Genomic DNA, 26,124 nt, shown 5'->3' with positions numbered 1-26,124 from the left:
CTGCTAAAGGCTCTGAGCTAAAGCCAAACAAGGCATTTTCAATGCCGTCTGACCGACACGCCGCGGTCTTTGACAAGCTCTCAGAGAGCGTCGAGGGCCGTGATCAGCGCCTGATTCTGTGCCGGCGTGCCGATGGTGATGCGCAGGAAGTCGGCGATGCGTTCGGGTCGGCTGAAGTGGCGCACGATGACGCCGTGCTCACGCAACCCCGCCGCCAGCGCCGCCCCACCCTTCTGCACATGACGGGCGAAGATGAAGTTGGCCGCCGAGGGCAATACTTCGAAGCCCCGCTCCAGCAACTGGGCCACCAGGCTTTCACGGCTTTCGACCACCTGCCGGCAGGTCTCGTCGAAATAGGCGCGATCCTCAAAGGCGGCCACCGCCCCGGCCAACGCCAGGCGGTCCAGCGGATAGGAGTTGAAGCTGTTCTTGATTCGTTCCAGGGCTTCCATCAGCGGCGCCTGGCCCATGGCCAGACCCACTCGCAGACCGGCCAGGGAGCGGGACTTGGACAGCGTCTGGGTCACCACCAGATTGGGATGGCGCCCGATCAGGGCGACCGCCGACTCTGCACCGAAATCGACGTAGGCTTCATCCACCACCACCACGGACGTCGGGTTGCCAACGACGATACGCTCGATAGCTTCCAGCGCCAGGGCGCTGCCAGTGGGCGCATTGGGATTGGGGAAGATGATGCCGCCATTGGGCCGGAAATAGTCTTCGACGACGATCTGGAAATCCTCATCCAGCGCCGGGGTCTCGAAGGCGATGTCGTAGAGGCCGCAGTACACCGGATAGAAGCTGTAGCTGATGTCCGGGAACAGGACCGGCCGCCCGTGACCGAACAGGCCCAGGAAGATGTGCGCCAGGACTTCGTCCGAGCCATTGCCGACAAAGACCTGATCGCTCTGGATGCCGTAATACTGAGCGACGGCATCCTTGAGCGCCTGACCGTTGGGGTCGGGATAGAGACGCAGGTCGTCGGTGGCCGCGGCGCGGATGGCGTCCAGCGCCCGCGGCGAAGGCCCATAGGGATTCTCGTTGGTGTTGAGCTTGACCAGATTGGTCAGCTTGGGCTGCTCGCCTGGCACATAGGGCACCAGATTCTTGACGAAGGGACTCCAGAGCTCGCTCATGCCTGCTCCTCCTGAATACGGTATTCAGCGCTGCGGGCGTGGGCGGTCAGAGACTCGCCACGGGCCAGGACCGACGCGACCCGGCCCAGCGCCGAGGCACCGGCGGCCGAGCAGTGGATGATCGAGGAGCGCTTCTGGAAGTCGTACACACCCAGGGGCGAGGAGAAGCGCGCGGTGCCCGAGGTCGGCAGCACGTGGTTGGGACCGGCGCAGTAGTCGCCCAGGGCTTCGGCGGTATAGCGCCCCATGAAGATGGCGCCAGCGTGGCGGATCTTGGGCAGCCATTGCTCCGGCTCGGCGACCGACAGCTCCAGGTGTTCCGGCGCGATGCGGTTGGCCACCTCGATGGCCTGGGCCATGTCGGCGACCTGGATCAGCGCACCGCGCCCCTCCAGGGAGGCGCGGATGATGTCGGCGCGCTCCATCTCCGGCAGCAGCCGGGCGATGCTGGCCGCCACGGCGTCGAGGAAGGCGGCGTCCGGACTCACCAGGATGGCCTGGGCGTCCTCGTCGTGCTCGGCCTGGGAAAACAGATCCATGGCGATCCAGTCGGGATCGGTCTGGCCGTCACAAACCACCAAGATCTCGGACGGGCCGGCGATCATGTCGATGCCGACCTTGCCGAACACGTGGCGTTTGGCGGTGGCGACATAGATGTTGCCGGGACCGACGATCTTGTCCACCGGCGGCACGCTTTCGGTGCCATAGGCCAGGGCGGCCACCGCCTGGGCACCACCTATGGTGAAGACGCGATCAACGCCGGCCAGGGCCGCAGCCGCCAGCACCAGTTCATTGACCTCGCCACGGGGCGTGGGCACCACCATGACCACCTCGGGCACGCCAGCGACCTTGGCCGGGATGGCGTTCATCAGCACCGAAGAGGGATAGGAGGCCTTGCCACCCGGCACATAGAGACCAGCCCTATCCAGCGGCGTGACCTGCTGGCCGAGCACCGTGCCGTCGGCCTCCTGGTACTGCCAGGAATCCTGGCGCTGCTTCTCGTGATAGCTGCGCACCCGTTCAGCAGCGGCTTCCAGCGCCGTGCGCTGCTTCGGGGTGATCCGGGTCAGGGCTTCCTCAAGGCGTGCTCGCGGCAGGATGAGATCGCTCATGGAGGTCGTCTCGATGCCATCGAAGCGGCGGGTGTACTCGAGTAGCGCCTGGTCACCCTGATGGCGGACATCGGCGATGATCGCCAGGACCCGCTGGTTGATATCGGCGTCGGACACCCCTTCCCAGCTCAGCAGATGATCCAGATGCTCGGCGAAATCCGGAGCGGCGGCGACGAGTCGGCGGATGGCGAGCGGAGCGGTCATGGCGGGTCCTCTTCAGGATAGCGAAAGGGGCGCCCGAGAGTAACAGCCGGCTCCGTGTGGGCGCCCGACAATTTGGCTATGGCACGGATAGGCGACGGTAGAGAGATGGAATCAGCCTTGGCCGGCTACCAGCGTGCCGGCCTGAGTCTCAGGCGCCGCGCGCCTCGACGGCATGGCGCAGGGTCTCGATGAGGGCCTGGATGCGGCCGTGCTGCATCTTCATCGAGGCCTTGTTGACGATCAAGCGCGAGCTGATGTGGGCGATCAGCTCCTGGGGCTCGAGGCCATTGGCCTTGAGCGTATTGCCCGTGTCGACCACGTCGATGATCTTGTCGGCCAGACCCACCAGCGGTGCCAGCTCCATGGAGCCGTACAGCTTGATGATGTCGACCTGGCGGCCCTGCTCGGCATAGTAGCGCTTGGCGACGTTGACGAACTTGGTCGCCACCCGCAGTCGGCCGCGCGGCGCCGGAGCGCCTACGGCGCCTGCGGTCATCAGCTTGCAACGGGCGATGCGCAGGTCGAGCGGCTCATAGAGACCATCGCCGCCGTATTCCATCAGCACGTCCTTGCCGGCCACGCCCAGGTCCGCGGCGCCATGCTCCACATAGGTGGGCACGTCGGTGGCGCGAACGATGAGCAGGCGCACATCGTCCTGGGTGGTCGGGATGATGAGCTTGCGGCTCTTGTCCGGATTCTCGGTCGGAGCGATCCCCGCCGCCGCCAGCAGCGGCAGGGTGTCGTCGAGGATACGGCCCTTAGACAGGGCGATGGTCAGCATCGGAGGTCCTTACTTGGGCGTGCGACGGATCTTGGCGCCGAGCAGCTGGAATTTCTCCTCGATGCATTCGTAGCCGCGATCTATGTGGTAGATGCGATCGATCAGGGTGTCGCCTTCGGCCACCAGGGCGGCGATGACCAGGCTCGCCGAGGCGCGCAGATCGGTCGCCATGACCGGGGCGGCCTTGAGGCTGGGCACGCCGGTGACGATGGCGGCATTGCCTTCGATAGCGATGTTGGCGCCCATGCGCACCATCTCGTGAACGTGCATGAAGCGGTTCTCGAAGATGGTTTCCACCACGGTGCCAGTGCCTTCGGCGACGGCGTTCATGGAGATGAACTGGGCCTGCATGTCGGTGGGGAACGCCGGGTAAGGCGCCGTGCGGATGTTTACCGCGCGGGGGCGATTGCCCTTCATGTCCAGCTCGATCCAGTTGCTGCCGGTGGAGATGTGGGCACCCGCCTCTTCCAGCTTGGCCAGCACGGCCTCGAGGATGGTCGGATCGGTGTCCTTGAGCTTGACGCGGCCACGGGTGGCAGCGGCGGCAACCAGGTAGCTGCCGGTCTCGATGCGGTCGGGCAGGACCGAATAGGTGGCGCCGCCCAGGCGCTCGACGCCTTCCACGGTGATGGTGTCGGTACCGGCGCCCTGGATGTTGGCACCCATGGCGATCAGGCAGTTGGCCAGATCCACCACCTCGGGCTCACGGGCGGCGTTCTGGATGACGCTGCGGCCCTTGGCCAGGGTGGCGGCCATCAGCACGTTCTCGGTACCGGTCACGCTGACGGTATCGAAATAGTAGTGAGCGCCGCGCAGGCCGCCAGCCGGAGCCTTGGCCTTGATGTAGCCGCCTTCGACGGTGATCTTGGCGCCCATGGCTTCCAGACCGCGCAGGTGCAGGTCGACCGGACGCGAGCCGATGGCGCAACCGCCGGGCAGGGCGACTTCCGCCTCGCCGAAGCGGGCGACCATCGGCCCCAGCACCAGAATGGAAGCGCGCATGGTCTTGACCAGCTCATAGGGCGCGACCAGGGTCTTGATGCTGGAGGCATCCACCTCGACATTGAGCTTTTCACCGATTACCGGCTGGACGCCCATGCGGCCGAACAGCTCGATCATGGTGGTGATGTCGTGCAGGTGCGGCAGGTTGGCGACGGTCACCGGGGTATCGGCGAGCAGGGTCGCGGCCAGAATCGGCAGGGCGGAGTTCTTGGCCCCGGAAATGCGAATTTCACCGTTCAGGCAGTTGCCGCCGGTAATGATCAGTTTGTCCATAGCGAGTTCTCGGCGCTGCGAATCAGGCGCGTTCGGCCCAGGCAGCACGGGTGAAGAATTTCATGGTGACAGCATGGATGCTGCCATCGGCGATCTGCGGCTGGAGATGGGAGTAGACCTGCTGCTGACGCTTGACCGGGCTGAGCGCCTGGAGCTCGTCGCTGATCAGGTAGAGCTGGAAATTGCAGCCCTCGCCTTCCACTTCGACCTGGGTATCGGTCAGTTTTGCCTCCAGGAGGCTTTTGACTTCTTGGGCCTGCATGGCGGCACCTCGGCAATCTAGTACAGCCGGCGATCATACAAAAAAACCGGCTGCACGGCGACTGCGATGACTGCCAGGGCTCGTTTGCAAGGTCGCCAAGCCAAGGTCAGGAAAGGCGAAAGCCAGCGAGGAAGCGGCGTTTACCAGGGGTAAGGGAGCATTCCACGCTGAGTTCCAAGGCCAACTGGTGGTGCCCAGGTGTTTTCTAGACACAACCTAGCTGTGAGCCTGCTCGGCCAGAGGTAGCAACTCCAGGGCATTCGAAACGTCGGCGATCTGCCGCAACTCGGACGGCAGGCCGGCGATGGTCAGCGGGCGACTCGCCGCCTGGGCATCGCGCAGCCAGGCCAGCAACAGCGCCAGACCGGCGCTGTTGGAGTGTTCGACACCTGCGCAGTCCAGCACCAGTGGACCGCTGCCCTGAGCGATCAGGGTTCGACCCTGCTCGCGCAGGACCGGCACACTGGCGTGATCGAGTACGCCCGACAGTTGCAGCCGGGCGCCCTCGCGGGTGATGGTTGCGCGACTCACGAACCGACCTTGGCCTTCTGGGCCTCGGGAGAGTCCTTGGCCTTGGCCACGGTGCCCGCCCAGTTGTTGATGGTCTTGTCCAGGTCGTTGCCGTTTTCCTGCATCGCCTGGGCGAATTGGTCACGGAACAGCTTGCCCAGGTTCAGGCCGTTGATGATGACGTTGCGGACTTTCCATTCCTCGCCCTGCTTGACCATGCTGTACTGCACGGGATACACGGCGCCATTGTTACCCTTGACCTCCATGCCCACGCTGGTGCGGTCGGGGCCGTCGGACGGGCCTTCGGGCAGGACGCGGATACCCTGGTTGTTGTACTCCAGCAGCGCATTGCCATAGAACTGCATCAGGCTGCGCTTGAAGTTTTCCTGGAAGCGCGCCATCTGCTCGGGCGAAGCGCTGCGGCTATAGCGCACGGTCATGATGCTGCGCGAGATGCCCTCGGCATCCACTACCGGCCCGAGAATGCTGTTGAGCGACTCGTAGAAGGCGTCCGGGTTGCTGCGATACTTGTCGCGATTGGCCTCGAGATCGCTGAGCAGGGTACTGGTGGTCTGCTGGATCACGTCATGGGCCGAGGGCGCCGCCTGGGACACCAGCGGCAGCAGGGCCAGGATCGCGATCACTCCGTGACGAATTAGCTTGAGCATGAAGAAGCCTCTCATCATTTGTTGGCGGAAGAGTCTTTATTGACCGAGTTGAGCAGGAATTTACCGATCAGATCCTCGAGAACCAGCGAGGATTGTGTATCTCGAATAGTCGAGCCTTCCTTGAGCACCTGCTCGTCGCCCCCGACGCTGATGCCGATGTATTTCTCACCAAGCAGGCCAGCGGTCAGGATGGAGGCGATGGAGTCAGTGGGCAGGTTGTCCACCTGCTTGTCGATCTGCATGGTGACCCGGCCGCGATAGCTGTTGCGGTCGAGATCGATGGCGGTGACCTTGCCAATGGTCACGCCGGACATGGTCACTCGCGATCTCACGGTGAGACCGGCGATGTTGTCGAAGTAGGCATAGACCTTGTAGGTATCGTGATGGTCGCTCATCGTCAGACCGCTTACCCGCAGCGCCAGCAGCAGCAGTGCGAGCACGCCGGCCAGCAGGAAGAGTCCGACACCGATTTCCTGGGTGCGGGTTTGCATCAGAGATCTCCAAACATCAGGGCGGTAAGAATGAAGTCGAGGCCGAGCACGGCAAGCGACGCATAGACGACGGTACGGGTAGTAGCGCGACCGATGCCTTCGGAGGTCGGCTCGCAGTCATACCCCTGGAAAACGGCGACCCAGGTCACCACGAAGGCGAACACCAGGCTCTTGATCACGCCATTGAGCACGTCGCTGAGCATCACGCTGTTCTGCATGGTGGCCCAGAAGGAGCCGTCGTAGACGCCGAGCCAATCGATGGCGACCATGGCCGCGCCCCAGATACCCACCACGTTGAACATGGCGGCCAGCAGGGGCATGGAAATGAAGCCGGCCCAGAAGCGCGGCGCGACGATGTACTTGAGCGGGTCCACGCCGATCATTTCCAGGCTGGACAACTGCTCGGTAGATTTCATGTTGCCGATCTCGGCGGTCAGCGCGGAGCCGGCCCGACCGGCGAACAGCAGGGCGGTCACCACTGGCCCCAGCTCGCGCAGCAGAGTCAGGGCCACCATCTGCCCCACGGCCTGCTCGGAGCCGTACTTGACCAGGATGTTGTAGCCCTGCAGGGCGATCACCATGCCGATGAAGAAACCCGAGACCACGATGATGGGCAGTGACATCACGCCCACCGAATAGAGTTGCTTACCCAGCAGCTGTAGGCCGCTGCCCACGCCACCACGACCGAACACCGCCAGCAGCAGGACGATGACGGAGCGGCCAATGGCCGCCACGACGTCCAGCCCGGCCTTGCCCAGCCGACGAATCCGCTCCACGGCGGAGACCTTACGCATCAGTGTTTCCCCAGCAAGGCATCGCGCAGATCAGGCGCGGCGTAGTGGAAGGGTACGGGGCCATCAGGGATGCCCTGCATGAACTGGCGAACCCGAGGATCCGGCGATTCGCGCAGTTCCTTTGGCGTGCCCTGCCCCAGCACCTTGGTATCGCCGACCACATAGAGGTAGTCGGCGATACTGGCCGTCTCGGCCAGGTCGTGGGAGACCACGATGCTGGTCAGCCCAAGGGCCTGGTTGAGCAGCCGGATCAGCCGTACCAGAACGCCCATGGCGATGGGGTCCTGGCCAACGAAGGGCTCGTCGTACATGAGGATTTGTGGATCCAGGGCGATGGCCCGCGCCAGGGCGACCCGGCGCTTCATGCCGCCGGAGAGTTCGTCCGGCATCAGTTCGACTGCCCCGCGCAGGCCTACTGCCTGCAGTTTGAGCAGGACGATGTCGCGGATCATCTCCTCGGGCAGCTTGGTGTGCACCCGCAGCGGGAAGGCCACGTTCTCGAAGACATCGAGATCGGTGAACAGCGCCCCGCTCTGGAACAGCACCCCCATCTGTCGGCGCATCTCGAACAGCTCGCCACGGGACAGCTGCGGCAGATTGGCGCCATTGACCCAGATCTCGCCACTGCTCGGCCGCAGCTGGGCAGCGATGAGGCGCAACAGGGTGGTCTTGCCACTGCCGGACGGCCCCATGATCCCGGTGACCTTGCCCCGCGGGATACGGATATCGACACGGTCGTAGATGAGACGCGTGCCGCGCTTGAAGGAAACGCCCTTTAGCTCCACGGCGTACGGGCTATCGACGGTCATCAAGACTCCTAAGGTTCAACTCTGTGCAGGGAGACGCCGCTCCGCCGCGTCAGGGCACGCGGCTTTCGCGCTCGATGGCCCCGGCAAAAGGGCGGCACTATACCATTCGTTGCCGCTGAGACCTCTGACCTGCGGGCGACGTTGCTGAGTGTCGCGGCTTTGCGCATATAATTTCCGATTGTCCCGTCACCTGCCTTCTGACCCATGTCCGACTCAATAGATTTCATCGCGTCCGCCAAGCGCACCATAGATGTAGAGCGAGCGGCAGTGGCCGCCCTGGGTGACCGCGTCGACGCGAGCTTTGCCCAGGCCTGCCGCCTGCTGCTCGCCTGCCGTGGTCGCATCGTGGTGCTGGGCATGGGCAAGTCCGGCCATGTCGGCAACAAGATCGCCGCCACCCTGGCCAGTACCGGCAGCCCGGCGTTCTTCGTGCATCCAGCCGAAGCCAGCCATGGTGACATGGGCATGATCACCCGCGACGACGTCATCATCGCCATCTCCCAATCGGGCACCTCCAGCGAGATCCTGACGCTGCTGCCACTGATCAAGCGCCTGGGCGTTCCCCTGATCAGCCTCGCCGGCAATCCCACCTCGCCCCTGGCGAAGGCGGCGGACGTCAACCTGGACACCAGCGTCGCCACCGAGGCCTGCCCGCTCAACCTGGCACCCACCTCCTCCACCACCGTCGCCCTGGTCCTGGGCGACGCCCTGGCCATCGCCCTGCTCGAAGCCCGCGGCTTCACCGCCGAGGACTTCGCCTTTTCCCATCCAGGCGGAGCCCTGGGTCGCCGCCTGTTGCTGAAGGTGGAAGACGTCATGCATGCCGGCGTCGATCTGCCACAGGTCAGCGAGGACACCCTGGTATCCGACGCCCTGCTGGAGATGTCGCGCAAGGGGCTGGGCATGACCAGTGTGCTGGGCGCCGATGGCCGCCTCGCCGGCATCTTCACCGATGGCGATCTGCGGCGCGCCCTGGATCGCGGTATCGATGTCCGGACCACGCCCATCGCAACCGTGATGACCCGCGGCGGTCGAACCGCCAGGGCCCAGATGCTCGCGGCGGAGGCGCTGAAGATCATGGAAGAGCACAAGATCAATGCGCTGGTGGTGATCGATGACGAGCGGCGCCCGGTCGGCGCGCTCAACATGGGTGACCTGCTACGCGCCGGGGTGCTGTAGGCCAGGTTATACTGACCGACTAAATACGCCCACAATTCGTGTTCAACCCGCCGCCCCGTGCGGCCCACCACAGGTACCCTCATGTTTCGCAGCTTGCGCCGACCCGTGCTGTTGGTCCTGATCGCCGCCGCGCTCATCGCGATCGGCTACTGGAACATCCTGCCGCAGCGCTTCGTCGATGCTCCAGCGTCATCGACCCCGCAAGACAGTGCCATCGACGGTTATGCTCTCAATACCCGGACGATTCAGTATCGCCTGGACGGCAAGATCCAGTACGAACTCAAGGCCGAGCGCAGCGAACACGTCAAGGCCACCGACGTCACCCTGGTGACCCGGCCCGACATGCTGGCCTTTCGTGGCACCGACTTTCCCTGGCACATTCGCAGTGCCCGCGCCGAGGTCGCCCCCGGTGGCAGTCAGGCGGAGCTGATCGATGACGTGCGTGTGGAACGTACCGACGCGAAAGGCCGCCCGGTGGTATTGACCACCACCCGCATGACCGTCTTTCCTGACAAACAATATGCGCAAACCGAGCAAGCCGTTAGAATCGAGGCCGCCAATGGGGTGACCACGGCCAATGGCATGAAAGCGTATCTAGAAGACGGCAGAATGCTCCTGCTGTCCAACGTAAGAGGCCAGCATGAGGTTCGTTAAAACCCTCCCCTTCCTGTTCACCCTCGGCGCCACCTTGGGCAGTGCCGCGGCTTGGGCCCTGCCGACCGATCGCACCCAGCCGATCCGCGTGCAGGCCGACAGCGCCGAGCTCGATGACAAGCAGGGCGTGGCCGTGTATCGCGGAGACGTGGTCATCACCCAGGGCAGCATGAAGATCACCGGCAATACCGTGACCTTGACCCAGGACAACCAGGGCAATATCAAGGTCGCCACCGCAGTGGGCAAACCGGCCTACTACGAGCAGAAACCCTCGGCGGACAAGGACATCGTCAAGGCCTATGGCCTGACCATCCAATACTTCGCCCAGGAAAACCGCATCATCCTGATCGACCAGGCCAAGGTGGTCCAACAGGGCAACACCTTCGAAGGCGAGAAGATCGTCTACGACACCCAGCGCCAGATCGTCAATGCGGGACGGGCCAACGGCAGCAAGGTCACCACGCCGCGGCCGCGGATCGACATGGTCATCCAGCCCAAGGATCAGCAGCAGTCGGGGCAGAAACAATGACGGTCACGCTCAAAGCCCAGCATCTGGCCAAGAGCTACAAGGGTCGTCAGGTCGTTCGTGATGTCAGCGTCAGCATCGACAGCGGCCAGATCGTCGGCCTGCTCGGCCCGAACGGCGCCGGCAAGACCACCTGCTTCTACATGATCGTCGGCCTGGTCAAGGCGGATCAGGGTCGCGTGCTGATCGACGACCAGGATGTCACCGCGCTGCCCATGCATGGCCGCGCCCGTGCCGGGATCGGCTATCTGCCCCAGGAAGCCTCGATCTTTCGCAAGCTGACCGTGGCCGACAACATCCTTGGCATCCTGGAAACCCGCAAGGACCTGGACAAGGCCGGACGACTGCGCGAGCTGGAAAGCCTGCTGCAGGAATTCCACATCACCCACATCCGCGACAACCGGGGCATGAGCCTGTCTGGCGGTGAAAGACGCCGTGTCGAGATCGCCCGCGCCCTCGCCACCGCGCCCAAGTTCATCCTGCTTGACGAACCCTTCGCGGGCGTGGACCCCATCTCGGTGGGCGATATCAAGCAGATCATCCGCCACCTCAAGGCCAAGGGCATCGGTGTGCTCATCACCGATCACAACGTGCGGGAAACCCTGACCATCTGCGAAACGGCCTATATCGTCAATGACGGCCAGCTCATCGCCGAAGGCACCGCCGAAGAAGTCCTTGCCAACGACCTGGTGAAGGAAGTCTATCTGGGCCACGAATTCCGCCTCTAGGCAAACCCGGGGAAACAAGGCATATAATTTGCTAACGCTCGCAGGGTTCGCGAGGTTCGGTGGCGCTGTTCGCGTCGGTAGACAAGGTGTATTTCCGCAGCCATGAAACCATCGCTAGTCCTCAAGATGGGCCAGCAGCTGACGATGACGCCGCAGCTGCAACAAGCCATACGTCTGCTCCAGCTCTCGACGCTCGATTTGCAGCAGGAAATCCAGGAAGCCCTGGAATCCAATCCGATGCTGGAACGCCAGGAAGACGGGGAAGACTTCGACCAGAGCGAAGCCTCGGGCGAAAGCGACGAGCACGCGAACTCCGGCAACATGGAAACCACCTTCAAGGAAACCTCGGTCGCCACCAACGAGCTGGCCGACGAATCCGAGTGGAGCGAGCGCATCCCCAGCGACAGCGAGCTGCCGGTCGACACGGCCTGGGAAGACATCTACCAGACCAGCGCCAGCAGCCTGCCCAGCAGTGACGACGACGAGTGGGACTTCACCACTCGCACCTCGGCGGGCGAGAGCCTGCAGACGCATCTGCTCTGGCAGCTCAACCTGGCACCCATGTCGGACCTCGATCGGCTGATCGCGCTGGCCATCATCGATGGCATCGATACCGACGGTTACCTGCAGGAAAGCCTCGAAGACATCCATGCCTCGCTCGACCCGGACCTGGAAGTCGATCTCGACGAAGTCGAGGTGGTGCTCCGACGGGTCCAGCAATTCGAGCCCGCCGGCGTCGCCGCTCGCAATCTGCGCGAATGCCTGCTGATCCAGCTGGCGCAACTGCCGGCCACCCTCCCCTTGCTCGGCGAGGCCAAGCGCCTGGTCGGTGACTACCTGGATCTGCTCGGCAGCCGCGACTACGCGCAGCTGATGCGGCGCATGAAGATCAAGGAAGAGGAACTCAAGCCGATCATCGAGCTGATCCAGACGCTGCATCCGCGGCCTGGCTCCCAGATCGAGTCCGGCGAAGCCGAATACGTGGTACCGGACGTCATCGTGCGCAAGCACAACGAGCGCTGGCTGGTGGAGCTCAATCAGGAATCCATGCCGCGCCTACGGGTGAATCCCCAGTATGCGGGCTTCGTCAAACGCGCCGACAGCAGCGCCGACAATACCTACATGCGCAATCAGCTGCAGGAAGCGCGCTGGTTCATCAAGAGCCTGCAGAGCCGCAACGAGACCCTGATGAAGGTGGCGACCCAGATCGTCGAGCACCAGCGGGGTTTTCTCGAATACGGCGAAGAGGCCATGAAGCCGTTGGTCCTGCACGACATCGCCGAGGCGGTGGGCATGCACGAGTCGACCATCTCCCGGGTGACCACCCAGAAGTTCATGCACACCCCGCGTGGCATCTACGAACTCAAGTATTTCTTCTCCAGTCACGTCAGCACCGCCGAAGGGGGCGAATGCTCCTCCACCGCGATCCGCGCGATCATCAAGAAATTGGTGGCGGCGGAAAACGCGAAAAAGCCGTTGAGTGACAGCAAGATCGCTGGTTTACTGGAATCGCAAGGTATACAAGTCGCTCGTCGCACGGTGGCTAAGTATCGGGAATCCCTGGGTATCGCTCCGTCCAGCGAACGCAAGCGTCTCCTCTGACGCGTCCTGATGTGACCGTGCCTCGATCGACCCGTGTCATGTCGGCGAGCAGCTTCGCCGATCGCAGCCCGGCAATAAGGAGAAGCGGTATGCAAGTCAACATCAGTGGCCATCAGCTTGAAGTGACAGAAGCCCTGCGTGACTACATCGGCGAGAAACTCGCCCGCCTCGAACGGCACTTCGACCGTATTACCAACGTCCAGGTCATTCTGGAAGTGGACAAGCTCAAGCAGAAAGCCGAAGCCACCCTGCACGTCGCTGGCGCCGCGGTGGTCGCCAACGCCGAGCATGATGACATGTATGCCGCCATTGATCTCCTGGCCGACAAGCTCGACCGCCAACTGATTAAACACAAGGAAAAATCGATCGAACGCCAGCAGGGCGTCGGCGTCCGCTGAGGTTTCGATCGCCGCTTTATGATCAGACTCGAAAATATTCTGACCCCCGGCCGCACCCAGACGGGTGCGCCGGGTGGCAGCAAAGCCGCCGTACTGGAACGTATCGCCGAACTGGCCGCGCAGGAATTGCCTGGCCATGACGCGGCGCACATCCATGAATGCCTGATGGCGCGCGAGCGCCTGGGCTCCACTGGCTTCGGCAATGGCATCGCCATTCCCCACTGTCGCCTGGCGGGCCTGCAACAGCCGCTATGCGTCCTCTTCCACCTGCAGCAACCCGTGGACTTCGACTCCCTGGATGGCGCACCGGTAGACCTGGTGTTCGTGCTGCTGGTACCCGAAGCCGCTACCGAACAGCACCTGACCCTGCTGCGCCAGATCGCCGGCATCCTGGACCGCGCGGACATCCGCGAACGGCTACGCAAGGCCAAGGACAGCCAGGCGCTCTATCAGATCGTCGTCGAGGCCCAGAGCGGACACTGACATGCACCTCATCATCGTGAGCGGACGTTCCGGGTCGGGCAAGAGTACGGCGCTCAACGTGCTTGAGGACAATGGCTTCTACTGCATCGACAACCTGCCGGCCAGCCTTCTGCCCGAACTGGCCCAGCACGCCCTCACCGACATGGAACGACCTCAGCCCAAGGTCGCCCTGTCCATCGATGCACGCAATCTGCCCAGCCAGCTGCAGCGCTTTCCCGAATTGCTCGAACAGGTGCGCAGCCGCAACATCCGCTGCGACATCCTCTATCTGGACGCCGATGACCAGACCTTGCTCAAGCGCTTTTCCGAGACGCGCCGCCGGCATCCGCTGTCCAATCAGGAAAGATCGCTGGCCGAGGCCATCCACGATGAGCAGGTGCTGCTGTCGCCCATCGCCGATCTGTCCGATCTTAAGATCGACACCACTCACCTGAATCTCTATCAGCTGCGTGACATCCTCAAGTTGCGTCTGCTGAACGCGCCCGAGCCCGGCACCGCCTACCTGGTGGAATCCTTCGGCTTCAAGCGGGGCCTGCCGGTGGATGCGGACATGGTCTTCGATGTACGTTTCCTGCCCAATCCCTACTGGAAACCGGACCTGCGCGACTTTTCCGGACTCGATGCCCAGGTGCGCGATTATCTCGAGCAACAGCCCGAGGTAGAGACCCTGTACAATGACATCCGCGATTACCTGGTGAAGTGGCTGCCGCGCTTCGCGGCCAACAACAGGTCCTATGTGACCGTGGCCATTGGCTGTACCGGCGGTCATCACCGTTCGGTCTACCTGGCCGACCGCCTGGGTCGCGAACTCAAAGACCTGCTCAAGAACGTTCAGATCCGCCATCGCGATCTCTGACGCCCGTTTTGTTTCGACAAGGACAGACTCAATGCCTGCCCAACAGATCACCATCATCAACAAGCTGGGCCTGCACGCCCGCGCGGCCGCCAAGTTCGTCGGCGTGGCCGGCCGTTATCCTGCCAGCGTCCGCGTAGGCCGCAGTGGCGAGCCGCCAGTCGATGGCAAGAGCATCATGGCGGTCATGATGCTGGCCGCCGGCAAGGGCACGGTGCTGCAACTGGAAACCGAGGGTGAGCAGAGCGACGAGGCCATGCGCGCCCTGATCGAACTGATCAACAACTACTTCGACGAGGGTGAGTGATCGGCCCTGCTCCAGCTTCGTCCAATAAAAAAAGCCGCCCGAGGGCGGCTTTTTTTATTGGACGTCAACTCAGGCGTTCAGCGCCGCTTCGTAGCGACGGGACACTTCCGGCCAGTTGATGACGTTGAAGAAGGCACCGATGTATTCGGGACGACGGTTCTGGTAGCGCAGGTAGTAGGCGTGCTCCCAGACGTCCAGGCCGAGGATCGGGGTATTGCCGGTCATCAGCGGGCTGTCCTGGTTGCCGGTGCTCTCGACCACCAGCTTCTTCTCGGGGGTGACGCTCAGCCAGGCCCAGCCGCTGCCGAAGCGGGTCAGGGCAGCCTTGGTGAAGGCCTCCTTGAAGGCATCGAAGCCGCCCAGCTGGGACTCGATGGCTTCAGCCAGGGCGCCTTCGGGCTTGCCGCCGGCATTGGGGGCCATCACGGTCCAGAACAGGCTGTGGTTGGCATGGCCGCCACCGTTGTTCTGCACGGCACCGCGCTTGTCCTGGGGCAGCTTGTCCAGCTGACGAACCACTTCTTCGGCCGACAAATTGGCGAACTCGGTGCCTTCCAGCGCAGCGTTCAGGTTGTTGATGTAGGTCTGGTGGTGCTTGGTGTGGTGGATTTCCATGGTCTGGGCATCGACGTGCGGTTCCAGCGCGTCGTAGGCGTAGGGCAGCTGAGGCAGAGTATGCGGCATGCGGAATGTCTCCATGGTGGTTTTGGTATGGACCCACTGCCCTGGGGCAGCGGGGAGTACGGCTGGTGCGCCACGGCGCACCGTCTGAATCTGGGCCGTCCGGTCACGGAATTCGACCGCACGGCTATGTCCTAGTGCATTGCTAGGATACTAACGACTAACGGGGTGGGCTGTCTCCCGTTCGACGGGATTTTCCTCACCGCGACACTTCCGGCATCTTTTCTAGCTACCCGCCAGGGTCATGCCGTCGATCAGCACCGAGCCGGTGCGCAGGCTGCCGCGGCGTTCCACGTCGCTGCCCACGGCCAGGATCTGGCGGAACATGTCACCGAGGCGACCGGCGATGGTGACCTCCTGGACCGGAAACTGGATCTCGCCATTCTCGATCCAGAAACCACCGGCGCCCCGGGAGTAGTCGCCGGTGACCAGGTTGGTACCCTGCCCCATCATTTCCGTGACCAGGAAGCCTGTGCCCATCTGCCGGATCAACTCGGCCTGGTCGGCCGTGCCATGACTGACATGCAGGTTGTGCACGCCACCGGCATTGGCGGTGCTCTGCATACCCAGCTTACGCGCGGAATAGCTGCCGAGCACATAGGACACCAGCTGGCCGTTCTCCACGAAGGGCTTGGCGTAGGTGGCCAGGCCTTCACCATCGAAGGCGGCACTGCCCAGGGCGCGCGGCACGTGCGGCCGTTCATCCAGGGTCAGCCAGTCGGGAAACACCTGCTGCCCGAGGGCGCCTTCAAGAAAGGACGACTTGCGATAGAGGTTGCCGCCGGAAATGGCAGCGAGGAAGGTGCCGAACAGGCCGGCGGCCATTTCCGGGGAGAAGAGCACTGGAACCTTGGCGGTGGGCACCGGCCTGGCGCCCAGACGGCTCACGGCGCGTTCAGTGGCGCGCCGACCGATTTCCTCGGCGCTCATCAGTTCGCTGCCGAGGCGGTTGACGTCGTAATAGTAGTCGCGCTGCATGGCCTCGCCGCTGCCGGCGATCATCACGCAGCTCAGGCTGTGGCGGGTGCTGGCGTAGCCGCCGACGAAACCGTGGCTGTTGCCGTAGACCCGGCAGCTCTGGTGGGTATTGAGGGTGGTACCTTCGGCATTGCCGATGCGGCTGTCGGCGGCATAGGCGGCGGCTTCACAGGCCAGGGCCTGCTCGATGGCCTGCTCCGGGGTGATGTCCCAGGGATGATAGAGGTCGAGATCGGGCAGCTCGCCACGTGCCATCAGCTCGGCGTCGGCGAGGCCGGCACAGGGATCCTCGGAGGTGTGCTTGGCGATGGCCAGGGCCGCGGCCACGGTCTCGCGGATCGCCTCGGGGCCGGTAGCGGAGGTACTGGCCGAGCCCTTGCGCTGACCGGCATAGAGGGTGATGCCAAAGCCCTGGTCGCGATTGAACTCGACCGTTTCCACCTCACCCTTGCGGACCGAGGTGGACAGCCCCTGGTCGATCGAGACGGCCACTTCACCGGCACTGGCGCCCTGGCGACGGGCCTCGGCCAGGATGGCTTCGACCTGTTCGCGCAATTCGGGTAGCGCGGCGGGACCCACGGCGGCGTTGCGATTCATGACGTTCTCCTTACGGACGGCGCCGGCCAGGCCGGACAACCGTGCGGCAACTCGTTATGATGGCGCCCATTCTTAGCTGGACCCCATAGTTCATGGTTGATTCTTACGACGACGACGCGCCGCTGGGCGAAAAGAGCAAGACACAGGTCAAGCGTGAGCTGCACGCGCTGCAGGAGCTGGGCGAACGCCTGGCCGGGTTGCCGGCTGAGCAGCTGGACCGCCTGCCCCTGACCGATCCGCTGCGCAAGGCCCTGGCCGAGGCGCCCAAGCACAAGACGCATATCGCGCGCAAAAGGCATGTCCAGTACCTGGGTAAGCTGATGCGTGACCAGGATCTGGAGGCCATTCTGGCGCTGGTCGACCAGATGGACAGCTCGACGCGGCAGTACAACGAGCGCTTCCATGCCCTCGAGCGCTGGCGCGATCGCCTGATCGCCGAGGGCGACCAGGCGCTGGAAGCCTTCGTGGCGCTGTATCCGGAAACCGACCGCCAGCACCTGCGCGGCCTGGTGCGCCATGCCCAGCACGAGGCCGCGCACAACAAGCCGCCCGCGGCGGCGCGCAAGGTCTTCAAGTACATCCGCACCCTCGACGAAACCCAGCGCGGTCTGCGCTAGGTTTCTGTCCGCTACGGCCACAGCCGGTGCCGGCATCAGGCGCCGGTGCCGCCCACGGTGATGGCGTCGATCTTCAGGGTCGGCTGACCCACGCCCACCGGCAATGACTGGCCATCCTTGCCGCAGGTCCCTACCCCCGCATCCAGCGCCAGGTCGTTGCCGACCATGGATACCCGGTTCATGACCTCGGGACCATTGCCGATCAGGGTGGCGCCCTTCACCGGGCGACCGAGCTTGCCGTTCTCGATCAGGTAGGCCTCGTTGGTGGTGAAGACGAACTTGCCACTGGTGATGTCCACCTGACCGCCGCCCAGGCTGGCGCAATAGATGCCCTTCTCCACCGAGGCGATGATCTCGGCCGGATCGCTCTGGCCGGCGAGCATGTAGGTGTTGGTCATGCGCGGCATGGGCAGGTGGGCATAGGACTCGCGCCGGCCATTGCCGGTGGGGGCCACCCCCATCAGCCGGGCGTTGAGCTTGTCCTGCATGTAGCCCTTGAGGATGCCGTTCTCGATCAGCACGTTGTAGCCGCTGGGGGTACCCTCATCGTCAATGGACAGGGAGCCACGGCGATCCGGCAGGGTGCCGTCGTCGACGATGGTGCACAGCGACGAGGCTACCTGTCGGCCAAGCTGACCGCTGTAGTTGGAGCTGCCCTTGCGGTTGAAGTCGCCTTCCAGACCATGGCCGACCGCTTCGTGCAGGAGCACGCCGGACCAGCCGGCGCCCAGCACTACCGGCAGGGTACCGGCCGGGGCCGCCGTGGCTTCCAGATTGACCAGCGCCTGGCGGACCGCTTCGCGGGCATAGCCCAGGGCGCGGTCGTCGCTCTGGAAATAGCGGTAGTCGCAACGGCCACCGCCACCGCTGTTGCCGCGCTCGCGACGACCGTTCTGCTCGACGATGACGCTGACGCCCAGGCGCACCAGCGGGCGCACGTCGGCGGCGAGGGTGCCGTCGACCGCGGCCACCAGGGTGCGCTCCCAGACGCCGGCCAGGCTGATGGTGACCTGCTGGATGCGCGGATCCAAGGCCCGGGTGGCCTCGTCCAGTTGCTGCAGGAAGGTCACCTTGGTCGCGCGATCCAGCACATCGAGGGGGTTGTCCTGGCCATAGAGGCGCTGCGCGGGTTCCACCGCACGAAATGCCTGGACCTGGCCCTCGACGCCACTGCGGGAGATGGAGCGCGCGGCCTGGGCGGCGAGATCCAGCGCCTCGCCGGTGATGGCGTTGCTGTAGGCGAAGCCGGTCTTCTCGCCGGACAGCGCCCGCACCCCGACGCCTTGGTCGAGGTGGAAACCGCCTTCCTTGACGATGCCGTCTTCCAGCAGCCAGGACTCGGAGACGATGCTCTGGAAGTACAGGTCCGCGGCGTCGATGCCGGGGCCGGCCAGGCGCTGCAGCACGGGCTGCAGATCGTCCAGCGCGAGTCCGCCCGGCCCCAGCAGGGCCGCGCCGACGCTATTCAGGTAATCACTCATGGAAACTCCAGACGACGCCACCCCGGGCGTCGGAACGATGAAAGGGGCGCGAGGTGGCCTCTAGCCTACTCGCGGAAGTGACTGATCCCTGATGCAAATGACCAATGGGCGCCATTGCCGTTCGGCTCCTAGTGGCCAGCCAGGCGCGCCGGTGCGAAGCGGCGGTGCTGGGTGACGGGCATTCGCTGGCGCAACTGGGCCTGGCGCTCGGCATCGCGCTCGATGAGCAGGACCGCCTCGCCGTGGGCCTGGACGGCAAGCACCTCGCCCCAGGGATCCACGGCCATGGCGTGGCCCCAGGTCGTGCGGCCATTGGCGTGGACACCGCCCTGGGCGGCGCCCAGCAGATAGCTCTGGGTCTCCACCGCCCGGGCGCGCAGCAGCAACTCCCAGTGGGCGTGGCCGGTCGGCACGGTAAAGGCCGATGGGGCGCTGATCAGCTCCGCACCGGCAGCGCGCAGGGCGCCATAGAGTTCGGGAAAGCGCAGGTCGTAACAGACGGTCAGGCCCAGGCGGCCGACCGGGGTATCCACCACCGTGAGGGTCTCACCGGCGGCATAGTGATCGGATTCGCGATAGCTGCCCTGGCTGTCGCTGACGTCGGCATCGAAGAGATGCAGCTTGTCATAGCGGGCGACGCGGCGACCCTGGTCGTCGAACAGCAGCGAACAGGCGCAGGGCTTGCCCTCGGTGGCGCCGTCGGGCAGCAGCGGCAAGGTGCCGGCCAGCAGCCAGAGGCCCAGCTCGCGCGCCCGGCTGGACAGCCAGGGCAGGATCTCCCCCTCGCCGAACGCCTCCGCCCGGGCCAGTTCGGCGGGGGCCGGATGCCCGATGGCGACGAAGTTTTCCGGCAGCACCGCCAGTTGCGCACCGGCGTTGGCGGCACTTTCGAGCAGCCGCTCGGCGGCGTGCAGGTTGGCCGCCACTGCGGGGCCGCTGACCATCTGCAGGATGGCTATGGACATGCAGGCACTCCAGAAGGGATCGCCCATCCTAAGCAGTGGCGTGGCCGCAGGGCAACGCTCAATCGCGCTTGCCCGTGGTCATGGTCGGATTCTGCCAGGGGCCTTCGATGTGGTAGTTGATGCTGGCCATGCGGGTGATGCGGTCGCCAATCAGCCGATCGACGATGAACAGCGCGCCGCCGATGGCCGGCGCCCCGGCGATCAGCGCGGCCAGCGGCAGGGAGTTGCTGACCGGCAGCCCGACCTTGAGGTTGGCGTCGATGCGATTGCTGGCCATGTCCAGCAGGCCCTGCAGACTCATCTCGGCACCCGGCCCGCTCAGACTGATGGGCTTGCGGGTACGGAAGGCGCCCTGCTGGGCGTCGAGTACCCCAGTAATGCTGTCGTAGCTCAAGCCCTTGCCGAACAGATCGGAGAAGTCAAGCCGCAGGCGGCGGCGGATGGATTCGAAGTTGAGCAGGCCGAAGATACGCAGCGCCGAAGCCGTTCCTTCCACCTGGCGCAACTGGCCATCGTTGAAGCGCGCATCGAGATTGCCATTGAGCCGCGCCAGGGCGACATGGGCAGGCGAGCCGGGCCAGTCGACCCGGGCATCCAGCCGGAAATCGCGACTGGTCACGCTGGAGGCGAAATTCCAGCCCAGCAGGATGTCGGCGATGTTGCCGCCGGACAGACGTCCCTGGTAATAACTGTGGGTCGCACCCGGCGCTCCTTCCCAACGCAGGGAGCCCATGACCTTGAGGCCGCGCAGGTCGAGATCCAGGGCATTGAAGTTGGCGCCGGATGGCGACGGCCTGAGCTGCAGGCGCTGGGCACCGACCAGGCGCCCACCCAGTTCGAAACGGTCGATGACCAGATTCAGCGCTGGCAGGGTGCGCGGATCGACGTCAGCCAGCGGATCGGGACGGGGCGCGTCGCTTTCCACCGAGGGATCTGCCGGGGTCTGGGGAATGCGCAGGTGCTGCAGGTTGATGTCGATCGGCTGGCCAGTCTGCCGGGGGATACGCACTTGGCCAGCTACAGTCTGGCTGGCCAGTCCCAGTTGCCAGGCATTGCCCTGGGGCGCGTAGGTGAGGCGCAGGTTGTCGATTTCCTGGCCGAACGCCAGAAAGCGCCCGAAGCTGAGATCGCCGCGTCCGAGGCTGGAGATATCGACCGCGTTGCCGCCCCCCTGCCCCGCCCCGCCACTGCCGCTGGCCTTGCCATAACGCTGATAGACGTCCTGCCAGGCCGCCAGATCGAACTCCGCGAGTTGGCCGCGCAGGTCGTAACCGGCCGTGGTGGGCAGATTGGCGGTCCCGCCACCCAGCACGATCTCGCCGCGCCCCTTGTCCATGGCCTTGGGATCGAGCATCAGCACGGCGTCGGCAAGCCCCTTGTAGGTCGCTTCCACCCGGCGCTCACCCTCGTTGAGCGCCAGGCTGAAGAAGGCCTCACGGCTCTGCTCCGCGCTTTTGCCGAAGGGCGCCGGCAGATCGATGGCTACCCCGCGCAGGTCGGAGGTAACGGCCAGCTCGCTGTGCTCGGCAAGGGTCAGACCGAGGCGATAGCCAAGCAGGCCCCGCGCCGGAAGGGGTCGCCCCTCGCTGCCCAGCCAGCGTGCCAGCTGGTCCACGTCCACACGGCCGTCCACTACCAGGCGGGTACGGGGCTCGTTGACCTTGCCTTCGGCCAGGGCCTGACCGCGAATGGGTTGATCGAAGACACGCGCCTGGATGTCGGGTGCACTGAGGCCGCTACGAGTGTCGTAGCGGAAGGTGCCGCGCAGGTCGGTGAGAGTCAGCTGGGGATCCGCCAGCTCCAGGCGCGCCTTGTCCGGCGTCAGCTCGACCACCACGACGGGTGGCTGTCCCTTGGCCAGGGGAATGTCCAGATTCAGGCTGCTGTTGTTGAGCGCCCCCTCCCCCTTCCAGCCGGCGAAGACCTTAGCGGTCGGTAGCGGCGTGTCCTGGAGGATCTTCAGGCCGTCGCGCACGCTGCTGTCGAGTCGTGCGGTAAGACGCAGGTGCGGCGCGCTGCCATCGTGCAGCAACGGGATACGGGCCTCGACGTCCCTGACCCGGGTGTCGAGGATGCGCCCCTCGGGTACCTGAACCTTGACCCCATCGCTCTCGATGAAGACATCACCCCGGGCTTCGCGCAGCGCGGGCCAGCCGGGCTGATAGGCCAGCTGAGCATCGTGCACCCGGAAGAACAGACTCATGGTGCGCGAGTGCGGAGGCGAGCCATGGCGCAGGGAGCCCTGGTACTGGTAGATGGCCTCGTCGATCCGGCCGCCGACGATGGCGGTGGTCAGCCACTGGGCCAGTTCCGGACTGAAGTCCGTCGCCGGCAGCTTGGTGGGCAGGTACTTGCGGGTGTAGCTCGCGTCGCCGTCCTTGAGGCCGACACGCAGGTCCATGTAGCTGTCCACCTCGGGGTGCAGACCGAGCTGGATGTGCATGTCGCCACTGGCCGCACCCTCCGGCCCAGTGACCTGCATCAGGGCACTGCCAAGGGTGAAGCGCTGATCGTCGAGGCTCCAGGTCAATCGCGCCTTGGCGGTGCGATAGCGCCAGGGCTCGGGAAAGAGGTCACTCAGGTGCAGCATGAAGTCGCTGGTGTCCAGGCGCAATTCGCCGCCGCCCAGACTGCCGCTCAGGCTGCCGGTGACACCCTCGACGGCAGGCGCCCCCCGATAGGCGGAAACGCCCACCCGCTCCAGGTTGGCTGCATAGGAGAGCCGCTCGCGCAGGGGCTTCTGCGGATAGAAGTCGGCGTTGAGATTGCGCAGCTGACCATGGGGCGCCAAGGCCTGCACGGCCTGGGCGACAGGCGCCGGCAAGGGTGCCATGTCCCGCGCCAGCTGGGCAGCCTGCTTGAGATCCAGCTGGTCGCTACGTACCTGCAGGTGCTGGGCGGTGCTGTCGTAGGCCAGGGCGTAGCGCGCTTCAAGCGGCTTGCCGTCGAGCTGCGCCTTGAGCGCCAGCGCTCCGCTGTACTGGCCGGCAGCGTCGGCCTGCTGGTCGCTGTCCAGCGCCAGGGCCTGCAGCCGCACCGGGGGGTGATCGGCATAGGCGAGCGTCAGCTCATCCGCCTTCAGGCGCAGATGGGAACGCTGCAACCGCCCTTCGGCCCAGGCGAACCAGAGCTCGCCTTCCGCCTGGGCACGGCGCAATTGCCATTGCCGGGTGAGGGTTCCCGGGATCCAGCGGGACCAGTCGCTGGCGGGCAGGCTGACATAGCCTTCCAGCCCACTGGCGCGCCAGTCCTCGGGCCGTGGCCTGGCGATGAAATGCGCCGCCACCGTGCCGCCATCGGGCAGTCGGAAACGCGTTGCCAGTTCCAGGGCACCGTTCAACTGCCGGGACAGGCTGGCCTCGGCATACCTGAGGGTCACCGGGGAACCCTGCTGGGGGATCAGACTGAGCTGGCTGTCCAGCAGGCTGGCATGGCCCAGGCGCGCCAGGGCATCGAGCAGCGGACCCGGATCGAAGGGCTTGGCGTCCGGCGCCCGCGGCGGCAGGCCGCGCAATTGCCAGTGGCCCTGGGCATCCTCCTCCAGGACCAGATGGACGCCATCGATCTGCACCGACTTGAGCCGCAGCTGGCGATGCCAGAGACTGCCGAGCACATCCGGCACCACCTTGAGATGATCCAGCTGTACGCTGCTTTCGCCGCGCCCCAGGCTCAGATCGCGCAGGATCAGCACCGGATTCCAGGTGGCCCAGCGTCCTTCGAGTCGGCCCAGGCGCACCGGCTCGCCCAACGCGGCGGTAGCCCGTCCCTCAACCTCGCTGCGGTATTCGCCGACCCAGGGCATGAGCAGCCGCCCCAGGCCCATATAGAGGGTCACCAGGGCCAGCAGTAGCAGCGCCAAGCCAAGCGCGCCGCGTTTGAGCAGGGACATCAAGGCACGAACCTAGAGCAGCACGACATCGTACTGCTCCTGGGAATACATGGTCTCCACCTGGAACTTGACGGTGCGGCCGATGAAGGCTTCGAGATCGGCGACATTGCCCGACTCCTCATCCAGCAGCCGATCCACCACCTTCTGATTGGCCAGCACCAGATAGGAATTGGCCTGGTAGGCCCGCGCCTCGCGCAGGATTTCACGAAAGATCTCGTAGCAAATGGTCTCGGCGGTGCGCAGGATGCCGCGTCCCTGACAATTGCCGCAGGGTTCGCAGAGCACCTGGGACAGGCTCTCGCGGGTGCGCTTGCGGGTCATCTGCAGGAGGCCCAGCTCGGTGATGCCGATGATATTGGTCTTGGCATGGTCGCGTTCGAGCTGCTTTTCCAGGGTACGGATCACCTGGCGCTGATGCTCCTCGTCTTCCATGTCGATGAAATCGATGATGATGATGCCGCCGAGATTGCGCAGCCGCAGCTGACGGGCAATGGCGGTAGCGGCCTCCAGGTTGGTCTTGAAGATGGTCTCTTCCAGATTGCGATGGCCGACGAAGGCGCCGGTATTGACGTCGATGGTGGTCATCGCCTCGGTGGGATCTATCACCAGATAGCCGCCGGACTTGAGCAGTACCTTGCGCTCCAGGGCCTTCTGGATCTCGTCTTCCACGCCATACAGATCGAAGATCGGCCGCTCGCCCGGATAATGCTCCAGCCGCGCCGCGACCTCGGGCATCAACTCCTCGACGAACTGACCGATGCGCTGGAAGTTCTCGCGGCTGTCGACGCGGATCTTTTCCGTACGCGGCCCGACCAGATCGCGCAGGGCACGCAGGGCCAGGGTCAGGTCTTCATAGATGGGCGCCGGCGTCGGTCCCTGCAGATTGCTGGAGATCTGCTGCCAGAGGCGGCGCAGATAGCGGATGTCGGCCAGGATGTCTTCCTCGCGCGCCGCCTCGGCGGCGGTGCGCAGGATGAAACCGCCCTCGTGCTCGATGCCCTCGCTTTCCACGCAGCGCGCCATGATCGCCTTGAGGCGCTCGCGTTCGGCTTCGTCCTCGATCTTCAGCGAGATGCCGACATGGGAGGTACGCGGCATATAGACCAGATAGCGCGAGGGAATCGACAGATGGGTGGTAAGGCGCGCGCCCTTGGTGCCGATGGGGTCCTTGGTGACCTGCACCACCAGCGTCTGGCCCTCGCGCACCAGCGCGCTGATGCTCTCCACCGCCGCCCCTTCACGCTGGGATATCTCGGCGGCGTGGATGAAGGCCGCACGGGCCAGGCCGATGTCGATGAAGGCCGCCTGCATGCCCGGCAGTACCCGCACTACCCGGCCGCGATAGATGTTGCCGACGATGCCGCGACGCAACGTGCGCTCGACGTGCACCTCCTGCAGCACACCGTTTTCCACGACGGCGACACGGGACTCCATGGGAGTGATGTTGATGAGGATCTCTTCGCTCATGGAGGACTCTTGGACGACGTGGAAGGGCGGAATGAGGACCGGGATACCAGGGACCTCAAGACTGAGCGGTCGGCCGTCCGACAGGCCGCCAACAAGGGATGGCGAAAGCGCTCAGCAGTTCCGCGGTTTCGCACAGCGGCAGCCCTACGACGGCGCTGTAGCTGCCTTGCAGTCCGCGAACGAAGACCGCACCGGCACCCTGGATGGCATAGCTGCCGGCCTTGTCGGCCGGCTCGCCGGTGTCCCAGTAGCGTTCGGCTTCACCGGGGGCCAGGGGACGAAACTCCACCTCCGCAGCGACCACGCGACTCAGACAGCGCTCGCCATCGGCCACGGCGACGCCGGTCACCACCCGATGCCGTCGACCACCCAAAGCGTTGAGCATGGCCAGCGCCTCGGCGCGATCGCGGGGCTTGCCGAGCAGTTGGTCATCGAGCACCACGCAGGTGTCGGCGCCCAGGACACAGCCATCGGAGGCGCCGGCCAGTACTTGCCGGCCCATGGCCGCCTTGGCCCGGGCCAGGCGCTCGACATAGGCGTCCGCCGCCTCCCCCGGATGAGGGGTTTCGTCCACCGTCGCGGCGACTTTCTGGAAGGCGACGCCGATCTGTTCGAGCAGTTCGGCACGCCGTGGCGAGGCGGAGGCGAGATAGAGCTGAGGCATCGACAACAACCAG

27 protein-coding genes are annotated in these 26,124 nt (G+C 64.8%); 10 read left to right on the top strand and 17 right to left on the bottom strand.

From position 1 onward, the window contains the following. Positions 1 to 80: 80 nt before the first annotated feature. The 10 genes from hisC to ACUCV0_RS01200 form a co-directional block, all read right to left on the bottom strand. Positions 81 to 1,136, bottom strand: coding sequence for a histidinol-phosphate transaminase (hisC, locus tag ACUCV0_RS01245; protein WP_271654201.1), 1,056 nt, complete (start codon positions 1,134 to 1,136; stop codon positions 81 to 83). After that, on the bottom strand, positions 1,133 to 2,452 hold the full coding sequence (hisD, locus tag ACUCV0_RS01240) for a histidinol dehydrogenase (protein ID WP_482211810.1): 1,320 nt from the start codon (positions 2,450 to 2,452) through the stop codon (positions 1,133 to 1,135). Before hisD ends, hisC begins: the two co-directional genes overlap by 4 nt. Positions 2,453 to 2,600: 148 nt before the next feature. Then, the gene (gene hisG / locus ACUCV0_RS01235) at positions 2,601 to 3,233 is read right to left on the bottom strand and encodes an ATP phosphoribosyltransferase (protein WP_007159506.1); all 633 of its coding nucleotides are present in this window, start codon (positions 3,231 to 3,233) and stop codon (positions 2,601 to 2,603) included. 9 nt (positions 3,234 to 3,242) lie between these two features. Further along, positions 3,243 to 4,508 (bottom strand): UDP-N-acetylglucosamine 1-carboxyvinyltransferase, encoded by a 1,266-nt coding sequence (murA, locus tag ACUCV0_RS01230; protein ID WP_059314031.1) that lies wholly within the window; start codon positions 4,506 to 4,508, stop codon positions 3,243 to 3,245. A gap of 22 nt (positions 4,509 to 4,530) precedes the next feature. Further along, entirely contained in the window at positions 4,531 to 4,770 is a 240-nt protein-coding gene (locus tag ACUCV0_RS01225; RefSeq protein WP_059314030.1) for a BolA family protein, read from the bottom strand. A gap of 216 nt (positions 4,771 to 4,986) precedes the next feature. Beyond that, positions 4,987 to 5,301 (bottom strand): STAS domain-containing protein, encoded by a 315-nt coding sequence (locus ACUCV0_RS01220; RefSeq protein WP_482211809.1) that lies wholly within the window; start codon positions 5,299 to 5,301, stop codon positions 4,987 to 4,989. After that, positions 5,298 to 5,948, bottom strand: coding sequence for an MlaC/ttg2D family ABC transporter substrate-binding protein (locus ACUCV0_RS01215; protein ID WP_059316835.1), 651 nt, complete (start codon positions 5,946 to 5,948; stop codon positions 5,298 to 5,300). The genes ACUCV0_RS01220 and ACUCV0_RS01215 overlap by 4 nt, the downstream gene beginning before the upstream one ends. A gap of 14 nt (positions 5,949 to 5,962) precedes the next feature. Beyond that, on the bottom strand, positions 5,963 to 6,439 hold the full coding sequence (gene mlaD, locus ACUCV0_RS01210) for an outer membrane lipid asymmetry maintenance protein MlaD (protein WP_007159511.1): 477 nt from the start codon (positions 6,437 to 6,439) through the stop codon (positions 5,963 to 5,965). After that, positions 6,439 to 7,233 (bottom strand): lipid asymmetry maintenance ABC transporter permease subunit MlaE, encoded by a 795-nt coding sequence (gene mlaE / locus ACUCV0_RS01205; protein ID WP_059314028.1) that lies wholly within the window; start codon positions 7,231 to 7,233, stop codon positions 6,439 to 6,441. The genes mlaD and mlaE overlap by 1 nt, the downstream gene beginning before the upstream one ends. Then, entirely contained in the window at positions 7,233 to 8,042 is an 810-nt protein-coding gene (locus tag ACUCV0_RS01200; protein ID WP_017640057.1) for an ATP-binding cassette domain-containing protein, read from the bottom strand. The genes mlaE and ACUCV0_RS01200 overlap by 1 nt, the downstream gene beginning before the upstream one ends. Positions 8,043 to 8,246: 204 nt before the next feature. Between ACUCV0_RS01200 and ACUCV0_RS01195 the strand changes: the two genes are divergently transcribed. The 9 genes from ACUCV0_RS01195 (at position 8,247) to ACUCV0_RS01155 (ending at position 14,772) form a co-directional block, all read left to right on the top strand. After that, positions 8,247 to 9,221: a KpsF/GutQ family sugar-phosphate isomerase gene (locus ACUCV0_RS01195; protein WP_482211808.1), complete on the top strand. Its 975-nt coding sequence runs from the start codon at positions 8,247 to 8,249 to the stop codon at positions 9,219 to 9,221. 81 nt (positions 9,222 to 9,302) lie between these two features. Beyond that, positions 9,303 to 9,875, top strand: a complete 573-nt coding sequence (gene lptC, locus ACUCV0_RS01190) for an LPS export ABC transporter periplasmic protein LptC (protein ID WP_059314026.1) — start codon at positions 9,303 to 9,305, stop codon at positions 9,873 to 9,875. Then, complete coding sequence (lptA, locus tag ACUCV0_RS01185; RefSeq protein ID WP_059314025.1) at positions 9,862 to 10,404, top strand: lipopolysaccharide transport periplasmic protein LptA; 543 nt, start codon at positions 9,862 to 9,864, stop codon at positions 10,402 to 10,404. Before lptC ends, lptA begins: the two co-directional genes overlap by 14 nt. After that, entirely contained in the window at positions 10,401 to 11,129 is a 729-nt protein-coding gene (gene lptB / locus ACUCV0_RS01180; RefSeq protein WP_017640054.1) for an LPS export ABC transporter ATP-binding protein, read from the top strand. Before lptA ends, lptB begins: the two co-directional genes overlap by 4 nt. A 102-nt stretch (positions 11,130 to 11,231) precedes the next feature. Beyond that, complete coding sequence (locus ACUCV0_RS01175) at positions 11,232 to 12,731, top strand: RNA polymerase factor sigma-54 (protein WP_482211807.1); 1,500 nt, start codon at positions 11,232 to 11,234, stop codon at positions 12,729 to 12,731. A gap of 89 nt (positions 12,732 to 12,820) precedes the next feature. Then, the gene (gene hpf / locus ACUCV0_RS01170; RefSeq protein WP_007159519.1) at positions 12,821 to 13,129 is read left to right on the top strand and encodes a ribosome hibernation-promoting factor, HPF/YfiA family; all 309 of its coding nucleotides are present in this window, start codon (positions 12,821 to 12,823) and stop codon (positions 13,127 to 13,129) included. Positions 13,130 to 13,147: 18 nt separating this feature from the next. Beyond that, entirely contained in the window at positions 13,148 to 13,612 is a 465-nt protein-coding gene (gene ptsN, locus ACUCV0_RS01165) for a PTS IIA-like nitrogen regulatory protein PtsN (RefSeq protein WP_007159520.1), read from the top strand. Between the two features lies 1 nt (position 13,613). Further along, positions 13,614 to 14,468: an RNase adapter RapZ gene (gene rapZ / locus ACUCV0_RS01160; RefSeq protein WP_059314023.1), complete on the top strand. Its 855-nt coding sequence runs from the start codon at positions 13,614 to 13,616 to the stop codon at positions 14,466 to 14,468. A gap of 31 nt (positions 14,469 to 14,499) precedes the next feature. Further along, the gene (locus ACUCV0_RS01155; RefSeq protein ID WP_059314022.1) at positions 14,500 to 14,772 is read left to right on the top strand and encodes an HPr family phosphocarrier protein; all 273 of its coding nucleotides are present in this window, start codon (positions 14,500 to 14,502) and stop codon (positions 14,770 to 14,772) included. 69 nt (positions 14,773 to 14,841) lie between these two features. Here the strand turns inward: ACUCV0_RS01155 and ACUCV0_RS01150 are convergent, their stop codons facing one another. Together ACUCV0_RS01150 and pmbA are read right to left on the bottom strand one after the other, a co-directional pair. Further along, the gene (locus ACUCV0_RS01150; protein ID WP_059314021.1) at positions 14,842 to 15,456 is read right to left on the bottom strand and encodes a superoxide dismutase; all 615 of its coding nucleotides are present in this window, start codon (positions 15,454 to 15,456) and stop codon (positions 14,842 to 14,844) included. A gap of 222 nt (positions 15,457 to 15,678) precedes the next feature. After that, complete coding sequence (pmbA, locus tag ACUCV0_RS01145; RefSeq protein ID WP_482211806.1) at positions 15,679 to 17,028, bottom strand: metalloprotease PmbA; 1,350 nt, start codon at positions 17,026 to 17,028, stop codon at positions 15,679 to 15,681. Between the two features lie 92 nt (positions 17,029 to 17,120). Between pmbA and yjgA the strand changes: the two genes are divergently transcribed. Next, a complete protein-coding gene (yjgA, locus tag ACUCV0_RS01140) occupies positions 17,121 to 17,645 on the top strand; it encodes a ribosome biogenesis factor YjgA (RefSeq protein ID WP_059314019.1) in 525 nt (174 codons plus the stop codon). Between the two features lie 35 nt (positions 17,646 to 17,680). Here the strand turns inward: yjgA and tldD are convergent, their stop codons facing one another. From tldD to ACUCV0_RS01115, 5 genes are all read right to left on the bottom strand, one after another. After that, on the bottom strand, positions 17,681 to 19,126 hold the full coding sequence (gene tldD, locus ACUCV0_RS01135; protein WP_059314018.1) for a metalloprotease TldD: 1,446 nt from the start codon (positions 19,124 to 19,126) through the stop codon (positions 17,681 to 17,683). 128 nt (positions 19,127 to 19,254) lie between these two features. Further along, the gene (locus ACUCV0_RS01130) at positions 19,255 to 20,091 is read right to left on the bottom strand and encodes a carbon-nitrogen hydrolase family protein (protein ID WP_482211805.1); all 837 of its coding nucleotides are present in this window, start codon (positions 20,089 to 20,091) and stop codon (positions 19,255 to 19,257) included. Positions 20,092 to 20,149: 58 nt separating this feature from the next. Beyond that, positions 20,150 to 23,980, bottom strand: coding sequence for a YhdP family protein (locus ACUCV0_RS01125; RefSeq protein WP_482211804.1), 3,831 nt, complete (start codon positions 23,978 to 23,980; stop codon positions 20,150 to 20,152). Positions 23,981 to 23,992: 12 nt separating this feature from the next. Further along, the gene (rng, locus tag ACUCV0_RS01120) at positions 23,993 to 25,447 is read right to left on the bottom strand and encodes a ribonuclease G (protein ID WP_059314016.1); all 1,455 of its coding nucleotides are present in this window, start codon (positions 25,445 to 25,447) and stop codon (positions 23,993 to 23,995) included. A gap of 55 nt (positions 25,448 to 25,502) precedes the next feature. After that, a complete protein-coding gene (locus tag ACUCV0_RS01115; protein WP_271654193.1) occupies positions 25,503 to 26,111 on the bottom strand; it encodes a Maf family protein in 609 nt (202 codons plus the stop codon). Positions 26,112 to 26,124: the final 13 nt, after the last annotated feature.

Source organism: Pseudomonas sp. VMV1 (assembly GCF_056790235.1).
Note: the sequence above shows the minus strand (reverse complement) of the source record. Positions and strands in the feature narration are given on the sequence as shown.